General features: G+C 67.5%; 25 protein-coding genes. 15 read left to right on the forward strand and 10 right to left on the reverse strand.

The annotated features are described in order from the left end of the window. Positions 1 to 36: 36 nt before the first annotated feature. On the forward strand, positions 37 to 1,134 hold the full coding sequence (locus tag ACZ1I2_RS04460) for a glycosyltransferase (protein WP_465170880.1): 1,098 nt from the start codon (positions 37 to 39) through the stop codon (positions 1,132 to 1,134). Here the strand turns inward: ACZ1I2_RS04460 and maiA are convergent. The 6 genes from maiA to pyrE all read right to left on the reverse strand — a co-directional run bounded on the left by maiA (position 1,118) and on the right by pyrE (position 5,616). Continuing rightward, the gene (gene maiA, locus ACZ1I2_RS04465; RefSeq protein WP_465174998.1) at positions 1,118 to 1,753 is read right to left on the reverse strand and encodes a maleylacetoacetate isomerase; all 636 of its coding nucleotides are present in this window, start codon (positions 1,751 to 1,753) and stop codon (positions 1,118 to 1,120) included. The two genes, ACZ1I2_RS04460 and maiA, sit on opposite strands and share 17 nt — an antisense overlap. After that, a complete protein-coding gene (locus tag ACZ1I2_RS04470) occupies positions 1,750 to 2,823 on the reverse strand; it encodes an AI-2E family transporter (protein ID WP_465170878.1) in 1,074 nt (357 codons plus the stop codon). Before ACZ1I2_RS04470 ends, maiA begins: the two co-directional genes overlap by 4 nt. Continuing rightward, positions 2,820 to 3,770: a signal peptidase I gene (gene lepB / locus ACZ1I2_RS04475; protein ID WP_465170877.1), complete on the reverse strand. Its 951-nt coding sequence runs from the start codon at positions 3,768 to 3,770 to the stop codon at positions 2,820 to 2,822. Before lepB ends, ACZ1I2_RS04470 begins: the two co-directional genes overlap by 4 nt. An 8-nt stretch (positions 3,771 to 3,778) precedes the next feature. Continuing rightward, the gene (gene acpS, locus ACZ1I2_RS04480) at positions 3,779 to 4,183 is read right to left on the reverse strand and encodes a holo-ACP synthase (protein ID WP_465170876.1); all 405 of its coding nucleotides are present in this window, start codon (positions 4,181 to 4,183) and stop codon (positions 3,779 to 3,781) included. Positions 4,184 to 4,306: 123 nt separating this feature from the next. Beyond that, on the reverse strand, positions 4,307 to 5,035 hold the full coding sequence (locus ACZ1I2_RS04485) for a pyridoxine 5'-phosphate synthase (protein WP_465174997.1): 729 nt from the start codon (positions 5,033 to 5,035) through the stop codon (positions 4,307 to 4,309). After that, positions 5,032 to 5,616 carry an orotate phosphoribosyltransferase gene (gene pyrE / locus ACZ1I2_RS04490; protein WP_465170874.1) on the reverse strand — a complete coding sequence of 195 codons (585 nt, stop codon included), beginning with the start codon at positions 5,614 to 5,616 and terminating at the stop codon, positions 5,032 to 5,034. The genes ACZ1I2_RS04485 and pyrE overlap by 4 nt, the downstream gene beginning before the upstream one ends. Before the next feature lie 197 nt (positions 5,617 to 5,813). Here pyrE and coxB point away from each other — a divergent pair, with 197 nt between their 5' ends. The 11 genes from coxB to ACZ1I2_RS04545 all read left to right on the forward strand — a co-directional run bounded on the left by coxB (position 5,814) and on the right by ACZ1I2_RS04545 (position 15,173). After that, a complete protein-coding gene (gene coxB, locus ACZ1I2_RS04495; protein WP_465174996.1) occupies positions 5,814 to 6,944 on the forward strand; it encodes a cytochrome c oxidase subunit II in 1,131 nt (376 codons plus the stop codon). Between the two features lie 3 nt (positions 6,945 to 6,947). Further along, positions 6,948 to 8,612: a cytochrome c oxidase subunit I gene (gene ctaD / locus ACZ1I2_RS04500; RefSeq protein WP_465170872.1), complete on the forward strand. Its 1,665-nt coding sequence runs from the start codon at positions 6,948 to 6,950 to the stop codon at positions 8,610 to 8,612. A gap of 80 nt (positions 8,613 to 8,692) precedes the next feature. Continuing rightward, positions 8,693 to 9,598 carry a heme o synthase gene (locus ACZ1I2_RS04505; RefSeq protein ID WP_465170871.1) on the forward strand — a complete coding sequence of 302 codons (906 nt, stop codon included), beginning with the start codon at positions 8,693 to 8,695 and terminating at the stop codon, positions 9,596 to 9,598. Next, positions 9,598 to 9,732 carry a hypothetical protein gene (locus ACZ1I2_RS04510; protein ID WP_465170870.1) on the forward strand — a complete coding sequence of 45 codons (135 nt, stop codon included), beginning with the start codon at positions 9,598 to 9,600 and terminating at the stop codon, positions 9,730 to 9,732. Before ACZ1I2_RS04505 ends, ACZ1I2_RS04510 begins: the two co-directional genes overlap by 1 nt. A 47-nt stretch (positions 9,733 to 9,779) precedes the next feature. Further along, positions 9,780 to 10,265, forward strand: a complete 486-nt coding sequence (locus tag ACZ1I2_RS04515; RefSeq protein ID WP_465181650.1) for a cytochrome c oxidase assembly protein — start codon at positions 9,780 to 9,782, stop codon at positions 10,263 to 10,265. Between the two features lie 34 nt (positions 10,266 to 10,299). After that, a complete protein-coding gene (locus tag ACZ1I2_RS04520; protein WP_465174994.1) occupies positions 10,300 to 11,214 on the forward strand; it encodes a cytochrome c oxidase subunit 3 in 915 nt (304 codons plus the stop codon). Between the two features lie 7 nt (positions 11,215 to 11,221). Further along, positions 11,222 to 11,728, forward strand: coding sequence for a DUF3291 domain-containing protein (locus tag ACZ1I2_RS04525; protein WP_465174993.1), 507 nt, complete (start codon positions 11,222 to 11,224; stop codon positions 11,726 to 11,728). After that, positions 11,670 to 12,101: a DUF983 domain-containing protein gene (locus ACZ1I2_RS04530; protein ID WP_465174992.1), complete on the forward strand. Its 432-nt coding sequence runs from the start codon at positions 11,670 to 11,672 to the stop codon at positions 12,099 to 12,101. The genes ACZ1I2_RS04525 and ACZ1I2_RS04530 overlap by 59 nt, the downstream gene beginning before the upstream one ends. After that, on the forward strand, positions 12,098 to 12,715 hold the full coding sequence (locus ACZ1I2_RS04535; protein WP_465174991.1) for an SURF1 family protein: 618 nt from the start codon (positions 12,098 to 12,100) through the stop codon (positions 12,713 to 12,715). Before ACZ1I2_RS04530 ends, ACZ1I2_RS04535 begins: the two co-directional genes overlap by 4 nt. A gap of 42 nt (positions 12,716 to 12,757) precedes the next feature. After that, complete coding sequence (gene thrC, locus ACZ1I2_RS04540) at positions 12,758 to 14,158, forward strand: threonine synthase (RefSeq protein ID WP_465174990.1); 1,401 nt, start codon at positions 12,758 to 12,760, stop codon at positions 14,156 to 14,158. 145 nt (positions 14,159 to 14,303) lie between these two features. Then, complete coding sequence (locus ACZ1I2_RS04545) at positions 14,304 to 15,173, forward strand: class I SAM-dependent methyltransferase (protein WP_465174989.1); 870 nt, start codon at positions 14,304 to 14,306, stop codon at positions 15,171 to 15,173. 124 nt (positions 15,174 to 15,297) lie between these two features. Here the strand turns inward: ACZ1I2_RS04545 and ACZ1I2_RS04550 are convergent, their stop codons facing one another. Genes ACZ1I2_RS04550 through ACZ1I2_RS04560 form a run of 3 tightly spaced genes read right to left on the reverse strand, consistent with a single transcriptional unit; the run spans position 15,298 to position 16,933 of the window. Beyond that, positions 15,298 to 15,942, reverse strand: a complete 645-nt coding sequence (locus tag ACZ1I2_RS04550) for a heme exporter protein CcmB (RefSeq protein WP_465174988.1) — start codon at positions 15,940 to 15,942, stop codon at positions 15,298 to 15,300. Beyond that, a complete protein-coding gene (gene ccmA, locus ACZ1I2_RS04555) occupies positions 15,939 to 16,523 on the reverse strand; it encodes a heme ABC exporter ATP-binding protein CcmA (protein WP_465174987.1) in 585 nt (194 codons plus the stop codon). The genes ACZ1I2_RS04550 and ccmA overlap by 4 nt, the downstream gene beginning before the upstream one ends. After that, positions 16,520 to 16,933, reverse strand: coding sequence for a metallopeptidase family protein (locus ACZ1I2_RS04560; protein WP_465174986.1), 414 nt, complete (start codon positions 16,931 to 16,933; stop codon positions 16,520 to 16,522). Before ACZ1I2_RS04560 ends, ccmA begins: the two co-directional genes overlap by 4 nt. Before the next feature lie 49 nt (positions 16,934 to 16,982). On the opposite strand from ACZ1I2_RS04560, the gene ACZ1I2_RS04565 reads away from it, so the two are divergent. Next, the gene (locus ACZ1I2_RS04565) at positions 16,983 to 17,276 is read left to right on the forward strand and encodes a 4a-hydroxytetrahydrobiopterin dehydratase (RefSeq protein ID WP_465177187.1); all 294 of its coding nucleotides are present in this window, start codon (positions 16,983 to 16,985) and stop codon (positions 17,274 to 17,276) included. A gap of 242 nt (positions 17,277 to 17,518) precedes the next feature. Here ACZ1I2_RS04565 and ACZ1I2_RS04570 read toward each other — a convergent pair whose 3' ends face one another. Continuing rightward, positions 17,519 to 18,322, reverse strand: a complete 804-nt coding sequence (locus ACZ1I2_RS04570) for an SDR family oxidoreductase (RefSeq protein ID WP_465174985.1) — start codon at positions 18,320 to 18,322, stop codon at positions 17,519 to 17,521. A gap of 57 nt (positions 18,323 to 18,379) precedes the next feature. Between ACZ1I2_RS04570 and ACZ1I2_RS04575 the strand changes: the two genes are divergently transcribed. Both ACZ1I2_RS04575 and ACZ1I2_RS04580 read left to right on the forward strand, forming a co-directional pair. Continuing rightward, complete coding sequence (locus ACZ1I2_RS04575) at positions 18,380 to 19,156, forward strand: ATP-binding cassette domain-containing protein (RefSeq protein WP_465174984.1); 777 nt, start codon at positions 18,380 to 18,382, stop codon at positions 19,154 to 19,156. After that, a complete protein-coding gene (locus ACZ1I2_RS04580; protein WP_465170857.1) occupies positions 19,153 to 20,685 on the forward strand; it encodes an ABC transporter permease/substrate-binding protein in 1,533 nt (510 codons plus the stop codon). Before ACZ1I2_RS04575 ends, ACZ1I2_RS04580 begins: the two co-directional genes overlap by 4 nt. Positions 20,686 to 20,712: the final 27 nt, after the last annotated feature.

Genomic DNA, 20,712 nt, shown 5'->3' on the forward strand with positions numbered 1-20,712 from the left:
TTTTCGCCGCAATAAGGGCTTATGGTGTTCTTTCCGATGCTGAAACCCTCGCCCGAAGCGGCCAGCATTCTGGCCTATGCGCAGACGCTGAACGGCGGCGGGGTGGAACGGGTGCTGTTGCGACTCGCCCGCAGCTGGGGCGATCTGGGGCGTCGCGTGACGCTGGTGATCGGCGAGGCAAGCGGGCCCCTCGCGGCGGAACTGCCCGCCAATGTGGATGTCCGGATCCTGGGCGATCCGTCCCATATCGGCCTGCGTGCGGTCGCCGGAATCGCCCGGAGCGTGACGCCCGATCTGATCTTCTGCCCCGGCAATCATTATACCGGCATCGCGCTCCTCCTGCGCGCGCGGCTGGGCCGGCGCTGCCCGCCGATCGTCGCCAAGGTATCGAACCGGCTCGACCGGACCGATCAGGGCGCGCTCGTCTCATTCGGCTATCCCCTTTGGCTGCGCCTCCATCCGCGCTTCATCGACCATGTCGTCGCGATGACGCCGGCGATGCGCGAAGAGGCGATCGCGGCGATGGGGATCGTGCCCGACCGCGTCAGCGTCATCGCCAATCCGCCGGCACCGGGATCGTCCGGGGAGCTACCTTCATGGCTGCCGGCTGGCCGTTTCCTGCTCGGCGTGGGCCGGCTCGCGCCGCAGAAGCGCTGGGACCGGATGATCGCGGCGCTGCCCCGGCTTGCCTCCGACGACGTACATCTGGTGATCCTGGGCGAGGGCGCCGAACGGTCCGCGCTCGAAGCCCAGATCGCCGCGCTCGGGCTGCGGCGCCGCGTTCACCTGCCGGGCTATGTCACCGAGCCACGCTCAGCGCTGGCCCGCGCGGCCGCGGTGGTGCTGACGTCCGATTTCGAGGGCGTGCCGGGCGTGCTGCGCGAGGCGCTGGCCGAGGGCACGCCCGTCATCTCCACTGAATCGAGCGTCGCCGTGCGCGAGATCGTGAGCGACCCGACCCTGGGCAGCGTCGTGCCGCCCGGCGACGACCAGGCGCTCGTCGCGGCGCTGGATCACTGGCTCGCGCCGGGTCGCGCCCGTCCCGCGCCGACGCCCGAACCGGGCGTCGATTCGGGGCAAGCCTATCTCGACCTGTTCGATTCGGTCGTGGCGGACGTCAGGCGGCGGGCCTGACCCTGTCGGGATGCGCGGCCGCGATCTCGGCGATCGCATTGGCCGCTGCGTCCGCCGCCACCAGCCGCGGAAACGCGTCGAGCGTCACCTCCAGGCGGCGCGCATTGAACATCTGCGGCACCAGGCAGACATCGGCGAGATTGGGCGCGTCGCCGCCCAGCAACGGCCCGTCACCCGTCTCGGCGAGTTTCTCCAGGGCCGTGAAACCTTCCACGATCCAGTGGCGATACCAATCGTCCTTCGCCGCCTTGTCGGCACCGAACTGGCTCTCCAGCCGCTTCAGGATGCGCAGATTGTTCACCGGGTGGATGTCCGCCGCGATCACCAGCGCCTGGGCGAGCACGCGCGCGCGGGCAAGGGGATCGTGCGGCACCATCGGCGGATCAGGGTAGAGCGCGTCGAGATAATCGATGATAGCGAGGCTCTGCGTAATCGGCACGCCGTCCACCTCGAGCGTCGGCACGAAACCCTGCGGGTTACGCGCGAGATTCTCCGGCGCGCGGTGCACGCCCTCGAGCAGCGCGATATCCTGGCTCTGATAGGGCACGCGCTTCAGGTTGAGCGCGATGCGCACGCGGTACGCTGCCGAGGAACGCCAATAATCATAGAGCTTGATCATGTGCCGCCCGAATCCTCCGCGATGGCGCGTTCCGAATTGCGCTCGAGCGCGACCTTGATCATCGCGACGATAGGGTCGGCCAGCGCAAGCCCGAGCACGCCGAACAGGGTGCTGGCCAGGATCTGCGACGACAGGGTCAGCGCCGGGGGCAGGTCGACGGTCCGCCGCGCCACCATCGGGATCACGACATAGCCGTCGAAAGTCTGGACGCCGAAATAGACCGCGATCGCCCATAGCCCGGTATCGACCCCGGCGCTGAAGCCGACCGCGACCATCAGCACGCCGCTGGTGAAGGCGCCGATATTGGGGATGAAGGCAAGCATGCCGGTCAGGATGCCGAGCAGCAGGGCCATCGGCACGCCGACCGCCCACAGGCAGAGCCAGGTCAGCACGCCCTCGAACAACATGCCGGCCAGGCGCCCGGCAAGCAGCCGGCGCATCGTCGCGGCCATGCGCTCGATCGTAATGGCGAATTCGGCGCGCACGTCGGACGGCACCATCCATTGCAGCCCGCGATCATAGATGCGCGGCTCCATCGCCACGAACAGGCCGATCACCACCACCATGAACAGGCTGGTCAGCGCGCCGACCGCGGTGCCGACCCAGGACGTGAGCTTGCCGAACGAGCCCATCGCCTGCTGGGCCAGCCCGTTCAGGTCGGCCCGGCGCGGCATCAATCCGCTGGCCGATGCCCAGTCGATCAGGCGGTTCGCCTGCACCTCCAGGGTCACGCGCAGCTGCTCGGCCTGTGCCGCGACCTGGACGCCGGTCATGTAGAAGACGCCGAGGATGAAGGCCACGGCGCAGACCATCACGATCATCAGCCGCAGCCCGCGTCCGATCGGCAGGATCCGCCCGAGCAGCCGCACGCCGCCATCGAGCATCGCGGCGAATACCAGCCCCGCGAAGATGATCAGCAAGGGCTGGATCAGCAGCACCACCAGCGCCATCGCCGCGGCCAGGCCCAGCCATACCGTGGCGCGCTTCAGCTCCTTGCGGACAAAGGGATCGCGCAGCTCGTTCGGGCCGGGTTCGGGATCGATCGGGGCCGACGCCTGCTCCATCGTCATTCCTTCGGATTGTCCCGCGCCGCGTGAAGCGAGGTGCCCGCGCGGCCCGGCCGGAAGCTCTGGCCCCAGGTGAAGGGGTTCCAGCTGCCATTGCCGCTCTTCGAGAAGGTGATGAATTCGGCGCGCCCGCCCAGATTCTCCCAGGGCACGTCGCCGCCCAGGCCCATCGCGGCAATGGCGAAGCGGCTGTCGGCGCTATGGTCGCGATTGTCGCCCATCAGGAACACATGGTCCGGGCGGATCGTGATCGGGCCGTAATTGTCGCCGTCGCTCGGGCCGCTCTCGACCGTGTCGTAATGGCGGCCATTGGGCAGGGTCTCGGTGACCAGCGTCAGGCGGCAATATTGCCTGCCGTCCGTGCCGGTTTCGAGCGCGCCGGGATATTGCTCGGGATCGCACACCGTCTTCTTGTCGACCGGGATCAGCGAATCGTGCGGGGTCCCGCGCTTCACCGCCACGCCGTTGATGAACACGGTGCCGTCGATCACCTGCAGCCGGTCGCCCGGCAGGCCGATCAGCCGCTTGATATAATCGGTGTTGCGGGTCGGCGGGGTGACGATGACGACGTCGCCGCGCTCGGGCATCTTCCCGAACAGGCGGCCATGGATGAAGGGCAGCTGCACGCCCCAGCTCTCGACTTCCTGGTGCAGCACCAGGCTGCGGAACATCGCCACGGGATTGGGAATGGTCGGCGAGACGAAGGACCAGCCATAGGCATATTTGGTCACGATCAGCTGATCGCCGACCTGAAGCCCGGGCAGCATCGATTCCGACGGGATGTAAAAGGGCTTGGCGATGAAGCTGTGGAAGCCCAGCACCGCCAGGATCAGCCACAATATGCCCTTCACTTCGCCCCACCAGTCAGTGGTCGGGCGCTTCTCCACGGTATCCGGCGCGGGTGCGGCCTCCTGATCGGGCACTCCCTGCAACGCCAACTCCTCACTCATGTATCGTCCTACTCGGTCCTGATCGCTTCGATCACCACAAAGGCCTGCGCCCAGGGATGGTCGTCCGTCAGCGTCAGATGCACATGGGCGACGTGGCCTGCGGGGGTCAGCGCGTCAAGCCTCGCCCGGGCGCCGCCGGTCAGCGCCAGCGTGGGCGCGCCCGAGGGCGCGTTGATCACGCCGATATCCTTCATGAACACGCCGCGCTTGAAACCGGTGCCCACCGCCTTGGAGAAAGCCTCCTTCGCGGCGAAGCGCTTGGCCAGGGTGCCGGCCTTGGTGAAGGGACGGCGGTCGGCCTTGGCACGCTCGATCTCGGTGAAGACGCGCTGCTCGAACCGCGCGCCGAATCGATCGAGCGACGCCTGGATTCGCTCGATATTGCAGAGGTCCGAGCCGAGGCCGATGATCACTTCAATTCCCCTCCCGCTTGCGGGAGGGGTTAGGGTAGGGCATGTCGTCAAGGGGGTCGCCATCGGAACAGGCCCTCCCCCGACCCCTCCCGCAAGCGGGAGGGGAGAAGGCGCGTCGCCCCCTCACCGCGCCGAATCCATCGCGGCGCGCATCGTGCGCACTGCCGCGCCCAGCCCGACGAACATCGCTTCGCCCACCAGGAAATGGCCGATATTCAGCTCGCGCACCTGCCGGATCGCGGCGATCGGCGCGACATTGTCATAGGTCAGGCCGTGCCCGGCATGCACTTCGATGCCGTTCTTCGCGGCGAGCGCGGCCGCGTCGGTAAGCCGGCGCAGCTCCTCCGCCTGCGCCTCGCCCTCCAGCTCGGCATAGCGGCCGGTATGCAGCTCGACCACTGGCGCGCCGAGGCGCAGCGCGGCCTCGATCTGGCGCGCGTCGGGCTCGATGAACAGCGAGACGCGGATCTTCGCCGCGCCCAGTTCGCTGACCAGCGACGCGAGCTGGTTATGCTGCCCCGCCGCGTCCAGCCCGCCCTCGGTGGTGCGCTCCTCGCGTTTCTCGGGAACGATGCAGGCGGCATGCGGGCGGTGGCGCAGCGCGATCGCGAGCATCTCGTCGGTCGCCGCCATTTCGAGGTTGAGGGGGATGGTCAGCTGTTCGGACAGCCGCGCGATATCGTCGTCGGTGATATGACGCCGGTCCTCGCGCAGATGCGCGGTGATGCCGTCGGCGCCTGCCTTGGCCGCGACGATCGCCGCACGGACCGGATCGGGATAGCCCGCGCCGCGTGCGTTGCGGACGGTCGCGACATGGTCGATATTGACGCCGAGCCGCAGGAAATCGCTCATGCCGCTGCCCGGCTGCCCGGCTTGATCGCGGGCAAGGCCGCCAGCTCGGGCGGCAGCGATTCGGCATTATAGGTCGGCACGTCGACCCGAATCAGCGGGAAGAAGGGCACGCCCAGATCGGCGGTCCCGCCCGACCGGTCGACCAGCGCCGCCGCCGCGATCGTCTCGCCCCCGGCGCGCCCGATCGCCGCGATCGCCTCACGGGATGAGAGACCGGTGGTGACGACATCCTCCATCATCAGCACTTTCGCACCCGGCGTCAGGCGGAAACCGCGGCGCAGCTCGAACACGCCCTCGGGCCGTTCGAGGAACATCGCCTCGACCCCCAGCGCCCGCGCCATTTCGTGCCCGGCGATCACCCCGCCCATCGCGGGCGACACCACCACGTCGATGCGCGAGCGGATCGCGGTGGGGATGCGCGTCGCCAGCTCGGTGGCCAGGCGCGCGCCGCGCGCGGGATCCATCAGCACGCGCGCGCATTGCAGATAACGTGAGGAGCGCAGCCCCGAGGACAGGATGAAATGCCCTTCCAGCAGGGCGTCGGCGGCACGGAACTCGGCCAGGATCTCGTCGTCGGTCATCAACACGGTCTTTCGTGAAAGCGAGCGGTTGATAGGAGCCCCATAAGGGCCGTGCAACGCCCACAACCCATGGTGTGTCAAAAAACGACCCGACACGCTTGAGACACCAGCACCTCCCGCGTATAGGCCCATCGCAACGAGCGTATTCCCGCTCGCGCGCCGTGGATGGAAAGGCGCAATCAGGGGTGACGAGACGCATGCGCAGTAAGGGGTTGAAGTCGATCGTGCTGGCGGCAGGACTCGCGATAGCGGGTATCAGCCACGCCGCGGCACCGGCGCCACAGGCGGCCACGCCTACCACCACGGCGGCTCCGGCGACGACCAGCGCTGCACCGACGACCGCGGCGCCGGCGGCGGCTGTGCCGACCGATCCGATGCTGGCGCTCGACGGCGGTCCGGACGTGAAGCCGAAATTCGGTGTCGGCATGCCGGTCAACGGCCACTGGACGCTGCAGGATCAGGTGACCCCCAATGGCCGCCGCGCCCACTGGTTCCATGACGCCATCCTGTTCCCCGTGATCGTCGTCATCTCGCTGTTCGTGCTGTTCCTGCTGATGTGGGTGATGTTCCGCTATCGCCGCTCCGCGAACCCGGTGCCCTCCAAGACCTCGCACAACACCTTTATCGAGATCATCTGGACCGGCGTCCCCGTCATCATCCTCGCGCTGATCGCCGCGCCCTCGATCGGGCTGCTGGCGGCGCAGTTCAAGCCGGCGCCGGCCAATGCCGTCACGCTCAAGGCGATCGGCAACCAGTGGTACTGGAGCTATCAATATCCGGATCATGGCGGGTTCGAGATCACCGCGAACATGCTGAAGGAGAAGGACCAGGTCCAGCCGGGCGAGCGTTCGCGCACTGACGCCGACGGGCCGAAGCTGCTGGCGACCGACAACCGCGTCGTGCTGCCGATCAACACGCCGATCCGCCTGATCACGACCGCGAACGACGTGATCCATAGCTGGGCGATCCCGGCCTTCTGGATCAAGCTCGACGCCGTCCCCGGCCGCCTGAACGAGACGAGCTTCACCATCGAGAAGGAAGGCGTCTATTTCGGCCAGTGCTCGGAGCTGTGCGGCGCGCGCCATGGCTTCATGCCGATCACCGTCGTGGCGGTGAAGCCCGCGGTGTTCGCTGCCTGGGTGAAGGCGAAGGGCGGCACCATGCCGGCCCCGGGCGGCGCCAAGCCGTCCGACGCCGAACTGGCGCCGCCGGCGGACAACGCCGCCGCCAACACCGCCGGGCCGGTCGAGAATGCGACCGCCGCCGTTCCCGAGACCAATCAGGCTGCCACGGCGAACCCCGCCGGCGCCGGCAACGCTGGACAGTAAGCAATGACCGACACCGCCCTTCACCCGTCCGCGTTCGACGCGCATCATGACGATCATGCGCATCACGATGCGGATCACAAGCCGGCGTTCTTCGCGCGCTGGTTCATGTCGACGAACCACAAGGACATCGGCACCCTTTACCTGATCTTCGCGATCGTCGCGGGCATCGTTGGCGGCGGCATTTCGGGCCTGATGCGCCTCGAACTGGCTGCGCCGGGCATCCAGTATCTCGGCGCCTGGGCCAGCTGGTTCCATGGCAGCCCGCAGAGCCTCGACGAATCGCTCCACTTCTGGAACGTGCTGATCACCGCGCACGGCCTGATCATGGTGTTCTTCATGGTCATGCCCGCCATGATCGGCGGCTTCGGCAACTGGTTCGTGCCGCTGATGATCGGCGCGCCGGACATGGCGTTCCCGCGCATGAACAATATCAGCTTCTGGCTGCTGGTTCCGGCGTTCATCCTGCTCTTCTCCTCGCCCTTCTTTGGCGGGGCGGGCACCGGCTGGACGGTCTATGCGCCGCTTTCCACTTATGGTGAGCCCGGGCCTTCGGTCGACATGGCGATCCTCTCGCTCCATCTCGCGGGCGCCAGCTCGATCCTGGGCGCGATCAACTTCATCACCACCATCTTCAACATGCGCGCGCCGGGCATGACCCTGCACAAGATGCCGCTGTTCGTCTGGTCGGTGCTGGTGACGGCGTTCCTGCTGCTGCTCTCGCTGCCGGTCCTCGCCGCGGCGATCACCATGTTGCTGACCGACCGCAACTTCCACACCACCTTCTTCGATCCGGCCGGCGGCGGCGACCCGATCCTGTACCAGCATCTGTTCTGGTTCTTCGGTCACCCCGAGGTGTACATCATGATCCTGCCGGGCTTCGGCATGATCAGCCACATCATCTCGACCTTCTCGAAGAAGCCGGTGTTCGGCTATCTCGGCATGGCTTATGCCATGGTCGCGATCGGCGTGGTCGGCTTCGTCGTGTGGGCGCACCACATGTTCACCACCGGCCTCAGCGTGAACGTGAAGATGTACTTCACCGCCGCGACGATGGTCATCGCGGTCCCGACCGGCATCAAGATCTTTTCCTGGATCGCGACGATGTGGGGCGGCTCGCTCAGCTTCAAGACGCCCATGGTCTGGGCGATCGGCTTTATCTTCATGTTCACCGTGGGTGGCGTGACCGGCGTCGTGCTCGCCAATGGCGGCGTCGACGACGTGATGCAGGACACCTATTACGTGGTGGCGCACTTCCATTACGTGCTGTCGCTCGGCGCGGTGTTCAGCCTGTTCGCCGGCTTCTACTACTGGTTCCCGAAGATGTCGGGCCGGATGTACAACGAGTTCCTCGGCCAGCTGCACTTCTGGGTGTTCTTCATCGGTGTGAACGTCATGTTCTTCCCGATGCACTTCCTAGGCGTGCAGGGCATGCCGCGGCGTATTCCGGACTACAATCCGGAATATGAGTATTTCAATCACATGGCCTCGATCGGCTATATGATCATGGGGCTGTCGATGCTGGTGTTCTTCGCCAACATCATCTGGTCTCTGTTCGCGGGCAAAAAGGCAGGCGACAATCCCTGGGGCGACGGCGCGACGACGCTCGAATGGACCCTGTCGAGCCCACCGCCCTACCATCAGTTCGAGACGCTGCCGCGGATCGACTGACGCGCGGGGCCGCCTGTGGCGGCACCACCAACCGATAGCGGCGCCGGATTCGACCGGCGCCGCTACGCATTGAAATGACGATGAACACGACGACCGCACAGCCACTCCTGCTTCCCGCCGACTGGCGCGATTTCCTCGCGCTCACAAAGCCGCGGGTGATGACGCTCGTCGTCTTCACCGGCCTGTGCGGGATGCTGGCGGCGCCGGTCGGGATCGATCCGGTGCTCGGGTTCACCGCGATCCTGTGCATCGCGCTCGGCGCGGGTGCGGCGGGCGCGCTCAATCAATGGTATGAGGCCGATATCGACGCGGTGATGAAGCGCACCGCCAGGCGGCCGCTTCCCGCCGGCCGCATGGACCGGCAATCGGCGCTGCATTTCGGCGTTGGGCTGGCGGCCTTTTCGGTGATCCTGATGGGGTTGGCGGTGAACCTGATCGCCGCCGCGATCCTGACCGTATCGATCCTGTTCTACGTCCTGGTCTATACCGTCTGGCTGAAACGCCGGACGCCGCAGAATATCGTCATCGGCGGCGCCGCGGGCGCCTTTCCACCGCTGATCGGCTGGGCCGCCGCGACCGGTGACGTCGCGACCCTGCCGGTGCTGCTGTTCACCCTCGTCTTCCTCTGGACCCCGCCGCATTTCTGGGCGCTCGCGCTGTTCATGAAGTCCGATTACGCCGCTGCGGGCGTGCCGATGATGCCCGTCGTGGCGGGCGAGCGCACCACCCGGCTGCAGATCGGGCTCTACACCATCCCGATGGCGGCGGTGGCGATCGCGCCCTGGGCGCTCGGCCTGACCGGGGCGATCTATGGCGGCGTCGCCGTCGTGACCACCCTGGTCTTCGCCGCGCTGGCGCTGCAGGTCAGCCTGCGCACCACCGGCACGGGCGATGCGATGAAGCCGGAAAAGCGGCTGTTCGCCTGGTCGATCCTCTATCTTTTCATTCTTTTCGGCGCGCTGGTCGTCGACAGATGGGTCGGCTGATGCAGAATGACGACGATCAGATCCGCGCCCGCCAGCGTTCGCGCGCGGTCGTCATGGCCCTGTTGCTCGGCGCCTTCGTCATCCTGGTGTTCGCCATCAGCATCGTGAAGATCAAGGCGGGGGTCGCGCATTGACCCGTACGGTGCGCACCGCGATCCTCGCCGGCATCGGCGTCTGCTGCATGACCGGGCTCGGCTATGCCAGCGTGCCGCTGTACCGCATGTTCTGCGAGGCGACGGGGCTCAACGGCACCACGCAGCGCGGGCTGGTCGCGCCGGGCGCGGTCGGCGACGCGCAGGTGCGCATCGATTTCGACACGAACGTGTCGCCCAAGCTGCCCTGGACCTTCAAGCCCGAAGTGCCGTCGGAGACGATCGCCATCGGCGCGCGCGACATGGCGTTCTTCACCGCGACCAACAAGAGCGACAAGCCCGTCACCGGCACCGCGACGTTCAACGTCACGCCGGCCCAGGCTGGCAAATATTTCACCAAGATCCAGTGCTTCTGCTTCACCCAGCAGACGCTGAAGCCGGGTGAGACCGCGCGCATGCCGGTCATCTTCTTCGTCGACCCGAAGATCCTCGCCGATCCGGATGCGGCCGACGTGAAGAATATCACCCTCAGCTACACTTTTTACCCTGTGGATTCCGCGAAAGCAGCAAGCTAGAGCGGGCACCACAGCCTATAACGGGGACCGAAGAATGGCCGGCGCCAAGAACCACGACTACCATATCCTGCCACCCGATATCTGGCCGTTCGTCGGCGCCTTCTCGGCGCTCACCATGGCGATCGGCGGCATCATGTGGATGCACTCCGCGGCCGTGTTCGGCATCGGCGGCGGTGTCGTCTTCTTCATCGGCGTCGCGGCGGTGCTGCTCACCATGTTCTCCTGGTGGGGCAATGTGATCAAGGAAGCGCATGCCGGCGATCATACGCCGGTGGTGCAGCTCCACCTGCGCTACGGCATGATCCTGTTCATCGCCTCGGAAGTGATGTTCTTCGTCGGCTGGTTCTGGGCGTTCTTCGATTTCTCGCTGTTCCCCGCACCGGTGCAGCTCGCCGACGGCACCGTCAGCCTGATCGCCGATGCCGCGCGCGGCACCTGGCCGCCCAAGGGCCTCGAGGTGATCGACGCCTTCAAGTTCCCGCTGCTCAACACGATCATCCTGCTCACCTCGGGCACGACGGTCACCTGGGCGCACCACGCGCTGATCCACAATCAGCGTGGCGGCGAAAAGACCGGCCTGTGGGGCCTGCTCGGCGTGGGCAACCGCGACGGCGTGCTCAAGGGCCTGTGGCTGACCATTGTGCTCGGCCTGCTCTTCTCGTCGATCCAGGCCTATGAATATGCCGAGGCGCCCTTCCCCTTCCAGGGGATCAACTATGGCGCGTCCTTCTTCATGGCGACCGGCTTTCACGGCTTCCATGTCATCATCGGCACGATCTTCCTGATCGTCTGCCTGATTCGCGCCTATAAGGGCGACTTCACCCCGCGCCAGCATTTCGGCTTCGAAGCCGCCGCCTGGTACTGGCATTTCGTCGACGTGGTGTGGCTGTTCCTGTTCGTCTCGATCTATGTCTGGGGCGGCTGGGGCGCACCCGTCCACGGCGGCTAAGGCCGGCGTGACGTCGCGCTGGCATCTTGCCCAGGTCAATATCGGCCGGCTCGTCGCGCCGGCCGATGACCCGCAGGTCGCCGGCTTCTTCGAGCAACTCGACCGGATCAACGCGCTGGCCGAGGCGAGCGCGGGATTCGTCTGGCGCCTGAAGGGCGAGGGCAATAGCGCCACCGATCTTCAGCCGACCCCCGATCCCAGGCTGATCGTCAACATGTCGGTCTGGGCGGATGCCGAATCGCTGTTCGACTATGTCTATCGCAGCGCCCACACGCCGGTGATGGCGCAGCGCAGGGCCTGGTTCGACCGGTTCGACGGGGCCTATCAGGCGCTGTGGTGGATTCCCGCGGGCTCGACCCCCACTGTCGACGAAGCCTTCGCCCGGCTCTGGCTGCTCGACCGCTTCGGCCCGAGCGAGCGGGCCTTTACCTTCAAGCTGCGCCATCCCGCGCCCGATGTTCCGGGCATGCCCGTCGACATGCGGCCCGATCCATGGTGCATCGGTCACGCCTGAGCCCGTCCCCTCGCCGCGCCCCGCGCCCGCTGATGTGGCGATCAAGGGCCTGTGTCCCCAGTGCGGCAGCCGGACCTTGTTTGCCGGCATGACGAAATTCGCGGATCGCTGCACCGTTTGCGGACTCGATCTCACCCGGTTCAATGTCGGCGACGGGCCGGCCGCCTTCCTCACCCTGATCGTTGGCGGGCTGCTCGTCGGCGTGGCGGTGACCCTGCAGCTGACGGTCGAGCCGCCGCTCTGGCTGCTGGCGCTGATCCTCATCCCGCTGGCGGCGGTCGCCGTGACGGGATCGCTGCGTATCGCCAAGGGCGCGCTGCTCGCCTTCGAATATCGCAACTCGGCGCACGAAGGCCGGATCTCCGACTCATGAAGCCGCGCTTCCCCATCGTCGCGACCATCCTGGTCGGCCTCGCCATCGCGGCGATGATCGCGCTCGGCGTGTGGCAGCTGGAACGCAAGGGGCAGAAGGAGGCGCTGCTCGTGCGCCTTGCCGCCAATCGCGCGCTGCCGCCGATCGCCTTTCCGCGTATTCCGGTCGACGATACCCTGCTGTTCCGCCGCGCCAGCGCCTTCTGCCTCCAGGCGGTCAGCTTCAAGGTCGAGGGCGGGCGCAACGCCGCGGGCCGGACCGGCTGGCGCCAGATCGCCCAGTGCCGCACCGGCGCCGAAGGCCCCGGCCTCACCGTGCTGATGGGCGTGGCCAAGGCGCCCGATGCCAAGCCGGCCTGGGGCGGCGGCGAAGTGACCGGCTATATCAGCCACGCCCCTGATCACCGGCCGATGATCGCCACCTGGTTCTCGCGCCAGCCCAAGACCCTGATGCTCGTCGCCGATCCGCCGGTGGCCGGGCTCGACGCCAATCCGCAGCCCGATCTTGCCTCGGTCCCCAACAACCATCTCGCTTATGCCGTGCAATGGTTCCTGTTCGCGCTCGTCGCCGGGGTGATCTACGGGATAGCGCTGCGTCGCCGCCTGAAAGTTTGATCCGCTTGTGACTTTGCCGCGCCGCGGTTAGGCGCAACGGCCATGCGCTATATCAGCACCCGTGGGGCGGCCCCCGTCCTGGACTTCGAACAGGTCACGCTCGCCGGCCTTGCCAGCGATGGCGGCCTTTACGTGCCCGAGACCTGGCCGAGCCTGACCGCCGACGAGATCGCCGGTCTGCGCGGCCTGTCCTATGTCGACACCGCCGTCGCGGTGATGGCGCCCTTTGTCGAGGGCACGCTTTCCCGCGAGGAACTGCGTGATCTGTGCGCTCAGGCCTATGGCCGCTTCTCGCATCAGGCGGTCACGCCGCTCGTCCAGCTCGACCACCGGCACTGGCTGCTCGAGCTGTTTCACGGCCCGACGCTCGCCTTCAAGGATGTCGCGCTCCAGCTGCTCGGCCTGTTGTTCGAGCGGTTCCTGGCTGGTTCCGACAAGCATGTGACGATCGTCGGCGCGACCTCGGGCGATACCGGCTCGGCCGCGATCGACGCGCTGGCCGGCCGGACCGGCGTCGACGTGTTCATGCTTCACCCGAACGGCCGGGTGTCGGACGTGCAGCGCCGCCAGATGACCACGGTGCTTGCCCCCAACATCCACAATATCGCGATCGACGGCAGCTTCGACGATGCCCAGGCGCTGGTGAAGGCGATGTTCAACGATCCCGGCTTTTCCGGGAAATTCCAGCTCTCGGCGGTCAATTCGATCAACTGGGCCCGGCTGATGGCGCAGGTGGTCTATTATTTCTACGCCGCCGTCCGCCTCGGCGCGCCCGACCGTCCCGTCGCCTTCTCGGTCCCGACCGGCAATTTCGGCGATGTGTTCGCCGGCTATGTCGCGGCCAGGATGGGCCTGCCGGTGGCGAAGCTGGTCGTCGCGACCAACGTCAACGACATCCTCCACCGCGCACTCGCCCACGGCGATTATTCGCAAGGCACGGTCGTGCCCACGCCGAGCCCGTCGATGGACATCCAGGTCTCCAGCAATTTCGAACGGCTGTTGTTCGATCTCGGCGGTCGCGACGGCAACGCGACGCGCGAGCAGATGCGCGGTTTCGAGGCAAGCAAGGCGATGCGCCTCACCAACGCCCAGCGCGAAGGCGCCGCCGGCCTGTTCGTCAGCGACCGCATCGATCTCGACGACATGGCGCTGGCGATGCGCTGGGCCTGTGACGGCTCCGGCCAGGTGATCGATCCGCACACCGCGATCGGCCTCGCCGCCGCGCGCCGCGCCGATCTTGCCGCCGACATACCGGTGGTCACCCTGGCGACCGCGCATCCGGCCAAGTTCCGGGAACCGGTCGAGCGCGCGACTGGCGTGCGCCCGTCGCTCCCGGCCCGGATCGGCGACCTGTTCGACCGGCAGGAGCGTTACGCGACCCTGTCCGGCACCTTCGACGCGGTCACCGGCTATATCGCCGAACGGGCGGTGGCGAAGGCGTGATGATGTTCTCCCCGTTCGTTTCGAGCGAAGTCGAGAAACAGGTACCAGGCGCAGGTTTCTCGACTTCGGCCCGAAGGGCCGAAGCCTGTCCTGAGCGCCTGCCTACGCGGGCAGTCGAAGGGCTCGAAACGAACGGAGAAGGGGTGTGAACCTAGTAACACTCATCGGCGAGCCCTGGGCTGACTATGGGCTGATCGACTCCGGCCATGGCCGCAAGCTCGAACGCTATGGTCGCTTCCGCTTCATCCGCCCCGAGGGCCAGGCGCTCTGGGCCCCGGCGCGCGACGACTGGCGCGCCCAGGCGGAGTTCGTGCCCGGATCGGACGAGGAAGGCGGCGGCCGCTGGGAATTCGCCGAACCGGTCCCGCGCGACGGCTGGCCGCTCAAATGGGACCAGGTCAGCTTCCAGGCCCAGACCACGCCGTTCCGCCATCTCGGCTTCTTCCCGGACATGGCGCCGGTCTGGAGCTGGATGCGCGAGCAGGTCGCCGGGATGGAAGCGCCCGAATGCCTCAACCTGTTCGGCTATACCGGCGTCGGTACGCTCGCCATGGCCGCCAAGGGCGCGAAGATGGTCCATGTCGATGCCTCGAAGAAATCGGTCGAGGCCGCGCGCGCCAATGCGGTGCTCTCCGGCATGGCCGACAAGCCGATCCGCTGGATGACCGACGACGCCACCAAGTTCGTCGCCCGCGAAGTCCGTCGCGGCCGGCGCTATGACGGCATCCTGCTCGATCCCCCCAAATTCGGCCGCGGGCCGGAGGGCGAGGTGTGGAAGCTGGAGGAAGGCCTGCCCGGCCTGATCGCCGATTGCCGCAAGCTGCTGGATAGCGAATCGCGCTTCCTGTTCCTTACCGTCTATGCGGTGCGCATGTCGGCGCTGGCGATCGGCGAGCTATTGAACCAGGCGCTGGGCGATCTCGGCGGCAAGGTGGAAGCAGGAGAACTGGCCGTACGCGAGGAAGCGCGCGGGCTGCTGCTGCCGACCGCGATCTGGGCGCGGTGGTCGCGATAAATTCCTCGGGACGATCCCAACTTCCCGTTCGTTTCGAGCGAAGTCGAGAAACAGGCACCAGGAGCAGGTTTCTCGACTTCGCTCGAAACGAACGGGGGAAAGACGCTTCCTGCCCGAAGTAACCTCACTCCATCCCCGCCCGCATTGCCGCCCCCGCCACGAACGGTGCCCCGGCCACCAGCATCAGACTCACCGCCGCCAGCAGCTTCACCGCCCCCATCCCGCCATCGATCGATCCGGCCCCGAAGATCAGCAGCGGCACCGCCAGCGGCAGCATCACCAGCCCCGCCACCGCTCCGGCCCCGCGCAGTCCCGACACCAGGGCCGAGGTCGCGACCGCCAAGGCCGCCAGCCCCGGCGTCCCGATCAGCAACCCCAGTTCCACCCGCAACACCGTCTCGCCCGACAGGTCCAGCAGCCCCGCCGCGATCACCGCCGCCAGCATCAAGGGCGGCCCGAAGGCGAGCCAATGCCCCACCATCTTCGCCGCCGCGACGCTCGCCATGCTCAGCCCGCGCACCGCGAACTGGTCGAGTACCCCGCTCTCGGCATCCGGCCCGATCAGCCGCTCGACCGGCATCAGCGCCGCCAGCAATGCGGCTGCCCAGATCACCCCGCCGCCGACCCGCGCCAGCAGCGCCGCATCGGGCCCGATCGCAAAGGGAAACAGGATCGCCACGAGCAGGAAGAAAGCGAGCGTGTAGGTCACGCTCCCCCCAGCCCAGGCCCGGGCGAGGTCGCGCGCGACCAGGGTCAGGAAGGGTCTCATGCGGCGCCCAGCTCGATCGGCATCGCGCCCGGCACCTCGATCGGCAGATGCGTCGCGACCAGCGCGGTCCCGCCGCGCGCGCGATGCGCGGCGATCAGAGTCTCCAGCACGCGCACGCTCGCCTCGTCCAGCCCATTGGCTGGTTCATCGAGCAGCCAGAGCGCCGCGCCGCTCGCCACCACCCGCGCCAGCGCGGCACGGCGTCGCTGCCCGGTCGAGAGCAGCCGCACCGGCACCTCGGCCAGCGCGGTCAGCCGGGTCGCCTCCAGCGCAGCCCCGACGCGCGCGCCCGGATCGCCGTCATCATCGTCCACCGCCGCCCAGAAGCGCAGCGCGCTGCCCAGTCGCCGCTCCCCGTCGAGCGCGGCAGCCTCGGCCATCAATGCCCGCGCGGGCGGTCCCTCGACCGCACCCGTCGCCGGCTTGAGCAACCCCGCCGCGATCCGGATCAGGCTCGATTTGCCGACCCCGTTCGGCCCGGTCACCAATGCCGCGCCGCCCGCCGGAATCGCGAAGGACAGGTTCTCGAACAGCACCCGCCCACCACGCGCGCAGGTCACCTCGCGGAACGCCAGCGTCACGCGTCCCCCACCATATCCTCCAGCGCATGCATGTCGTCGTCGGACAGGCCGAAATGATGCCCCACCTCATGGATCATCACATGCGCGACCAGCTCGTCCAGCCCGACGCCGGTCTCGGTCCATTCCTCCAGGATCGCGCGCCGATAGAGATGGATGCGGTCGGGCAGCGATCCCGATTCCATCGAGGATTTCTCGCCCACCGGCCGCCCGTGATACAGCCCGGTCAGGTCGAGCGGATGCTCGATGCCCAGCGCGTCGAGCGTTTCCTCATCGGCAAATTCCTCGACGATCAGCACGACATCGCCCAGATGCGCGCGGAATTCGGCGGGCAGGGCGTTGAGCGCCTTCAGCGCGATCGCGCGGATCGCATCGGCATCGGGCGCGCTGCGCGGTTGAACGGATGCTGCCATGGGCTATGCCTTAAGGCCAAGGCGCGGGGTGCGCCAGCAGGAGGAAATGGTGCCGATCGAGCAACTGACCGAGGAAGAACGCACGGACGCGCTGGACGAGCTCGACGAATGGGATTTCGACGAAGCCCGCGACGCGATCACCCGCACCTTCACCTTCGCCGATTTCAGCGAGGCCTTCGCCTTCATGACCCGCGTCGCGCTGCTCGCGGAAAAGGCGGATCACCATCCCGAATGGTCGAACATATGGAACCGGGTCGAGATCCTGCTGACCACCCACGACGCGGGCGGCCTCTCCCAGCGCGACGTCGACATGGCCGAGGCGATCGATTTGCTGATGGCCTGACTCGTAAGGACCCGCCCCCTCAAACAGACCAGTCTCCCATGGTCTGTGGCGCGCTGGACGAGAGGGTCGAGAAGGGATTCGCGCAGAGGCGCTGAGGCGCAGAGAGTCCCTTCACCACGCGGGCTCGCTCAATTGCGTCTCATCCTCTCCGCGCCTCAGCGTCTCCGCGCGAACTTCCTTTTCTCTACGAAACAAGCGCGGGATGCGCATAGGTGAGAGCCCCGAAGAGGAGGGGTTAAATCTCAATGGCCTCCGGCAACCCCTCGCCGCATCATCTTGCGCAGCGCGCCGGGTGCCCAGCGGGCCGCGAACGCCATGCGCCGCGCGGTCTTGCCCACATAGCTATGCAGCCGGTCGCCATGCACGGCGTCCCACGCCGCCTGGGCGACCGCGCTCACCGGCGTCAGCTCGAGCCCAGCCGCGGTCACCGTTTCGCGGATCGACCGGTTCGATCCCCCCGCGGGCGAATTGAGCAGCGGTGTCTCGATGAAGCTCGGCACCAGGTCGCGCACCTTGATGCCGGCGCCATGCCATTCGCCGTCCAGCGCTTCGGTCATCGCGCGCACGCCGAACTTGGTCATCGAATAGGGCACCAGCCCGGACGAGCCGTAGATCGCCGAGGCGGAGGCGGTGTTGAGCAGGCACGATCCCGGGGTCCGCGCGAGATAGGCATAGCCGATCCGCGCCCCGTTGAGCACGCCGGTCAGGTTGATCGCGACGGTCCGGTCGATATCCTCGAAGCTCATCTCGGCGAGCGGTCCGCCCGTCCCGATCCCGGCATTGTTGAACAAGACGTCGAGCGTGCCGCCGGCGGGCGCGGTGAAGGCGTCGAGACTCGCCACCCAGGCATCGCGGTCGCGCACGTCCATCTGATAGGTCTCGGCCATGCCGGCGGGCAGCATCGCCGCGGTCTCGGCGAGGCCTTTCGCATTGACATCGGCCAGCCCGACGCGCCAGCCCTGCGCCGCGAACAGCTTCGCCGTCGCCTGGCCGATGCCCGATCCGCCGCCCGTGATGAAGATCGATTTCTGCGCCGCGTCCGCCATGCTGCCCCTCCCGTCGCCGTTTGACGTTCGCGGCATCCTCCCGCACAAACTGCGCCGATGCCAGAACAATCGCCCGGTCCCTCGGTCGCCTTTGACGGCGTCACCAAATCCTATGGCGACACGATCGCGCTCGCCGGTGTCTCGCTGGAGATCGCCGGCGGCAGCTTCGTCGCGCTGGTCGGCGCCTCGGGCTCGGGCAAGTCGACCCTGCTCAAGATGGTCAACCGCCTGATTGAGCCCAGTACCGGCCGGATCGCGATCGCCGGCGAGGAGGTGACCAACGCCGAGCCCTATGCGCTGCGCCGCCGGATCGGTTATGTCTTCCAGAATATCGGCCTGTTCCCGCATATGAGTGTCGCCGAGAATATCGGCATCGGTCTGCGCCTCGCGGGCGAGAAGGATCGCGCGCGCCGCGTCGCCGACCTGCTCGATCTGGTCGATCTGCCCCGCGATTTCGCTGCGCGCATGCCCGACGCGCTGTCGGGCGGGCAGCGCCAGCGCGTCGGCGTCGCCCGCGCGCTCGCCACCGCGCCGGGCCTGATGCTGATGGACGAACCGTTCGGCGCGCTCGATCCGGTCACCCGCGACCAGCTCGGCGCCGCGATCCGCGCGCTGCACGACCGGCTCGGCCTCACCACCATCATGGTCACGCACGACATGGCCGAGGCGCTGCTGCTCGCTGACCGCGTGCTGGTGATGGCCGCCGGAAGAATCGTCGCCGACGCCACGCCCAGGGCGTTGCTCGCGGGCGAGGGCGGGGCGGAGGCCGATGCCCTGGTTGCCGTCCCGCGCGAACAGGCCCGTCGCCTTCACGCACTGGAGGGCGGCGCATGAGCCCTTTTCTCGAAGCGCTCTCCCGCGTGCCCGATCTGCTCGCGGCGCATCTGCTGCTCGCTGCTTCGGCGTTGGCGCTCGGCCTGGTCATCAGCCTGCCGCTCGCCATCTGGTCCGCCCGTCACCCCACCGTCGCGCGCGTCGCGCTCGGCTTCGCCAGCCTAGTCCAGACCATTCCGTCGCTGGCGCTGCTCGCGCTCTTCTATCCGCTGCTGCTGTCGCTCTCGACTCTGGTCGGCGGCGGCATTCCCGCGCTCGGCTTCCTGCCCTCATTGCTCGCGCTGACGCTCTACGCGCTGCTCCCGATCCTGCGGAACGGCGTCACCGGCCTCAACGGCATCGACCCGGCGGTGATCGAGGCGGCGGACGGCGTCGGCATGACGGCCTGGCAGAAACTCCGCCTGGTCGAGGCACCCTTGGTCGCGCCGATACTGATGGCCGGCATCCGCACCGCCGCGGTCTGGACGATCGGCGCCGCGACGCTTTCCACCACCGTCGGCCAGCCGAGCCTCGGCGACATGATTTTCGCCGGCCTCCAGACGCAGAACTGGGCGCTGGTGCTTGCCGGCTGCCTCACCGCGGCGGCGCTGGCGCTGGCGGTCGACGCCTTGCTCGGCGTGATCGAACACGGCATCGCCGCGCGCCGCCCGCTACGGGTATGGATCGCCACGGCCATCCTCGCGGTCGGCGTGCTCGCGGCGCTTGCGCCGCTCTGGCCGAAGGGCGGGCAGACTGTCGTGGTCGGGGCCAAGGGTTTCTCCGAGCAATATATCCTCGCCCGCGTCATCGGCCACCGGCTGGAGAAAGCGGGCTACCGCGTCGAGTATCGCGAAGGGCTCGGCTCGGTCGTCGCCTTCTCGGCGGTCGCCGGCGGCGATATCGATGTCTATGTCGACTATTCCGGCACGATCTGGACCAACGGCATGAAACGCACCGACGTGCCGCCGCGCGCTGCGATCGTGAAGGGCGTGGCCGACTGGGCGCAACGGTATCACGGCGTCCGGCTGCTCGGGTCGCTCGGGTTCGAGAACAGCTATGCCTTCGCCATGCGCGGCGACGATGCCGCCCGGCGCGGTATCCACAGCATCACCGATCTGGCCCCGCTCGCGCCGCAATTGCGCCTCGCCACCGATATCGAATTCCTCGAACGCCCCGAATGGGCCGCGGTGAAACGCGCCTACGGCCTGCGCTTCAGGGAGGCGCATCCCTATCAGCCGACCTTCATGTTCCGCGCGCTGACCAGCGGCACGGCGGACGTCATCCCCGCCTTCTCCTCGGACGGCCGCATCGCGGCGGACAAGCTCGCCGTGCTGACCGACCCGAAGGGGGCGATCCCGGGCTATGACGCGATCCTGCTGGTCTCACCCAAACGCGCAAGGGACCGCGCCTTTGTCGATGCCGTGACGCCGCTGATCGGGCACGTGCCCGTAGAGGCGATGCGTGAGGCGAATTACATGGTCGACCGCGACGACGATAAGGCCTCGCCCGAAGAAGCGGCGCGCTGGCTGGAGAAGAAGCTGGGCCTCTAATTTTTTCTTCCCCGGCGGAGGCCGGGG

The sequence above is a fragment of the Sphingomonas sp. BL-S-29 genome (assembly GCF_055521495.1).

Excerpts from the sequence above, each read along its gene's own strand:
- ACZ1I2_RS04580 (WP_465170857.1), top strand. The coding sequence starts at position 19,153 with ATGAGCCCTTTTCTCGAAGCGCTCTCCCGCGTGCCCGATCTGCTCGCG.
- ACZ1I2_RS04505 (WP_465170871.1), top strand. The coding sequence starts at position 8,693 with ATGAACACGACGACCGCACAGCCACTCCTGCTTCCCGCCGACTGGCGC.
- ACZ1I2_RS04550 (WP_465174988.1), bottom strand. The coding sequence starts at position 15,942 with ATGAGACCCTTCCTGACCCTGGTCGCGCGCGACCTCGCCCGGGCCTGG.
- ctaD (WP_465170872.1), top strand. The coding sequence starts at position 6,948 with ATGACCGACACCGCCCTTCACCCGTCCGCGTTCGACGCGCATCATGAC.
- lepB (WP_465170877.1), bottom strand. The coding sequence starts at position 3,770 with ATGAGTGAGGAGTTGGCGTTGCAGGGAGTGCCCGATCAGGAGGCCGCA.
- ACZ1I2_RS04470 (WP_465170878.1), bottom strand. The coding sequence starts at position 2,823 with ATGACGATGGAGCAGGCGTCGGCCCCGATCGATCCCGAACCCGGCCCG.
- ACZ1I2_RS04575 (WP_465174984.1), top strand. The coding sequence starts at position 18,380 with ATGCCAGAACAATCGCCCGGTCCCTCGGTCGCCTTTGACGGCGTCACC.
- ACZ1I2_RS04460 (WP_465170880.1), top strand. The coding sequence starts at position 37 with ATGCTGAAACCCTCGCCCGAAGCGGCCAGCATTCTGGCCTATGCGCAG.
- coxB (WP_465174996.1), top strand. The coding sequence starts at position 5,814 with ATGCGCAGTAAGGGGTTGAAGTCGATCGTGCTGGCGGCAGGACTCGCG.
- ACZ1I2_RS04520 (WP_465174994.1), top strand. The coding sequence starts at position 10,300 with ATGGCCGGCGCCAAGAACCACGACTACCATATCCTGCCACCCGATATC.
- pyrE (WP_465170874.1), bottom strand. The coding sequence starts at position 5,616 with ATGACCGACGACGAGATCCTGGCCGAGTTCCGTGCCGCCGACGCCCTG.
- ACZ1I2_RS04515 (WP_465181650.1), top strand. The coding sequence starts at position 9,780 with ATGACCGGGCTCGGCTATGCCAGCGTGCCGCTGTACCGCATGTTCTGC.
- ACZ1I2_RS04535 (WP_465174991.1), top strand. The coding sequence starts at position 12,098 with ATGAAGCCGCGCTTCCCCATCGTCGCGACCATCCTGGTCGGCCTCGCC.
- ACZ1I2_RS04485 (WP_465174997.1), bottom strand. The coding sequence starts at position 5,035 with ATGAGCGATTTCCTGCGGCTCGGCGTCAATATCGACCATGTCGCGACC.
- thrC (WP_465174990.1), top strand. The coding sequence starts at position 12,758 with ATGCGCTATATCAGCACCCGTGGGGCGGCCCCCGTCCTGGACTTCGAA.
- ACZ1I2_RS04560 (WP_465174986.1), bottom strand. The coding sequence starts at position 16,933 with ATGGCAGCATCCGTTCAACCGCGCAGCGCGCCCGATGCCGATGCGATC.
- ACZ1I2_RS04530 (WP_465174992.1), top strand. The coding sequence starts at position 11,670 with ATGTTCCGGGCATGCCCGTCGACATGCGGCCCGATCCATGGTGCATCG.
- ACZ1I2_RS04570 (WP_465174985.1), bottom strand. The coding sequence starts at position 18,322 with ATGGCGGACGCGGCGCAGAAATCGATCTTCATCACGGGCGGCGGATCG.
- ACZ1I2_RS04510 (WP_465170870.1), top strand. The coding sequence starts at position 9,598 with ATGCAGAATGACGACGATCAGATCCGCGCCCGCCAGCGTTCGCGCGCG.
- maiA (WP_465174998.1), bottom strand. The coding sequence starts at position 1,753 with ATGATCAAGCTCTATGATTATTGGCGTTCCTCGGCAGCGTACCGCGTG.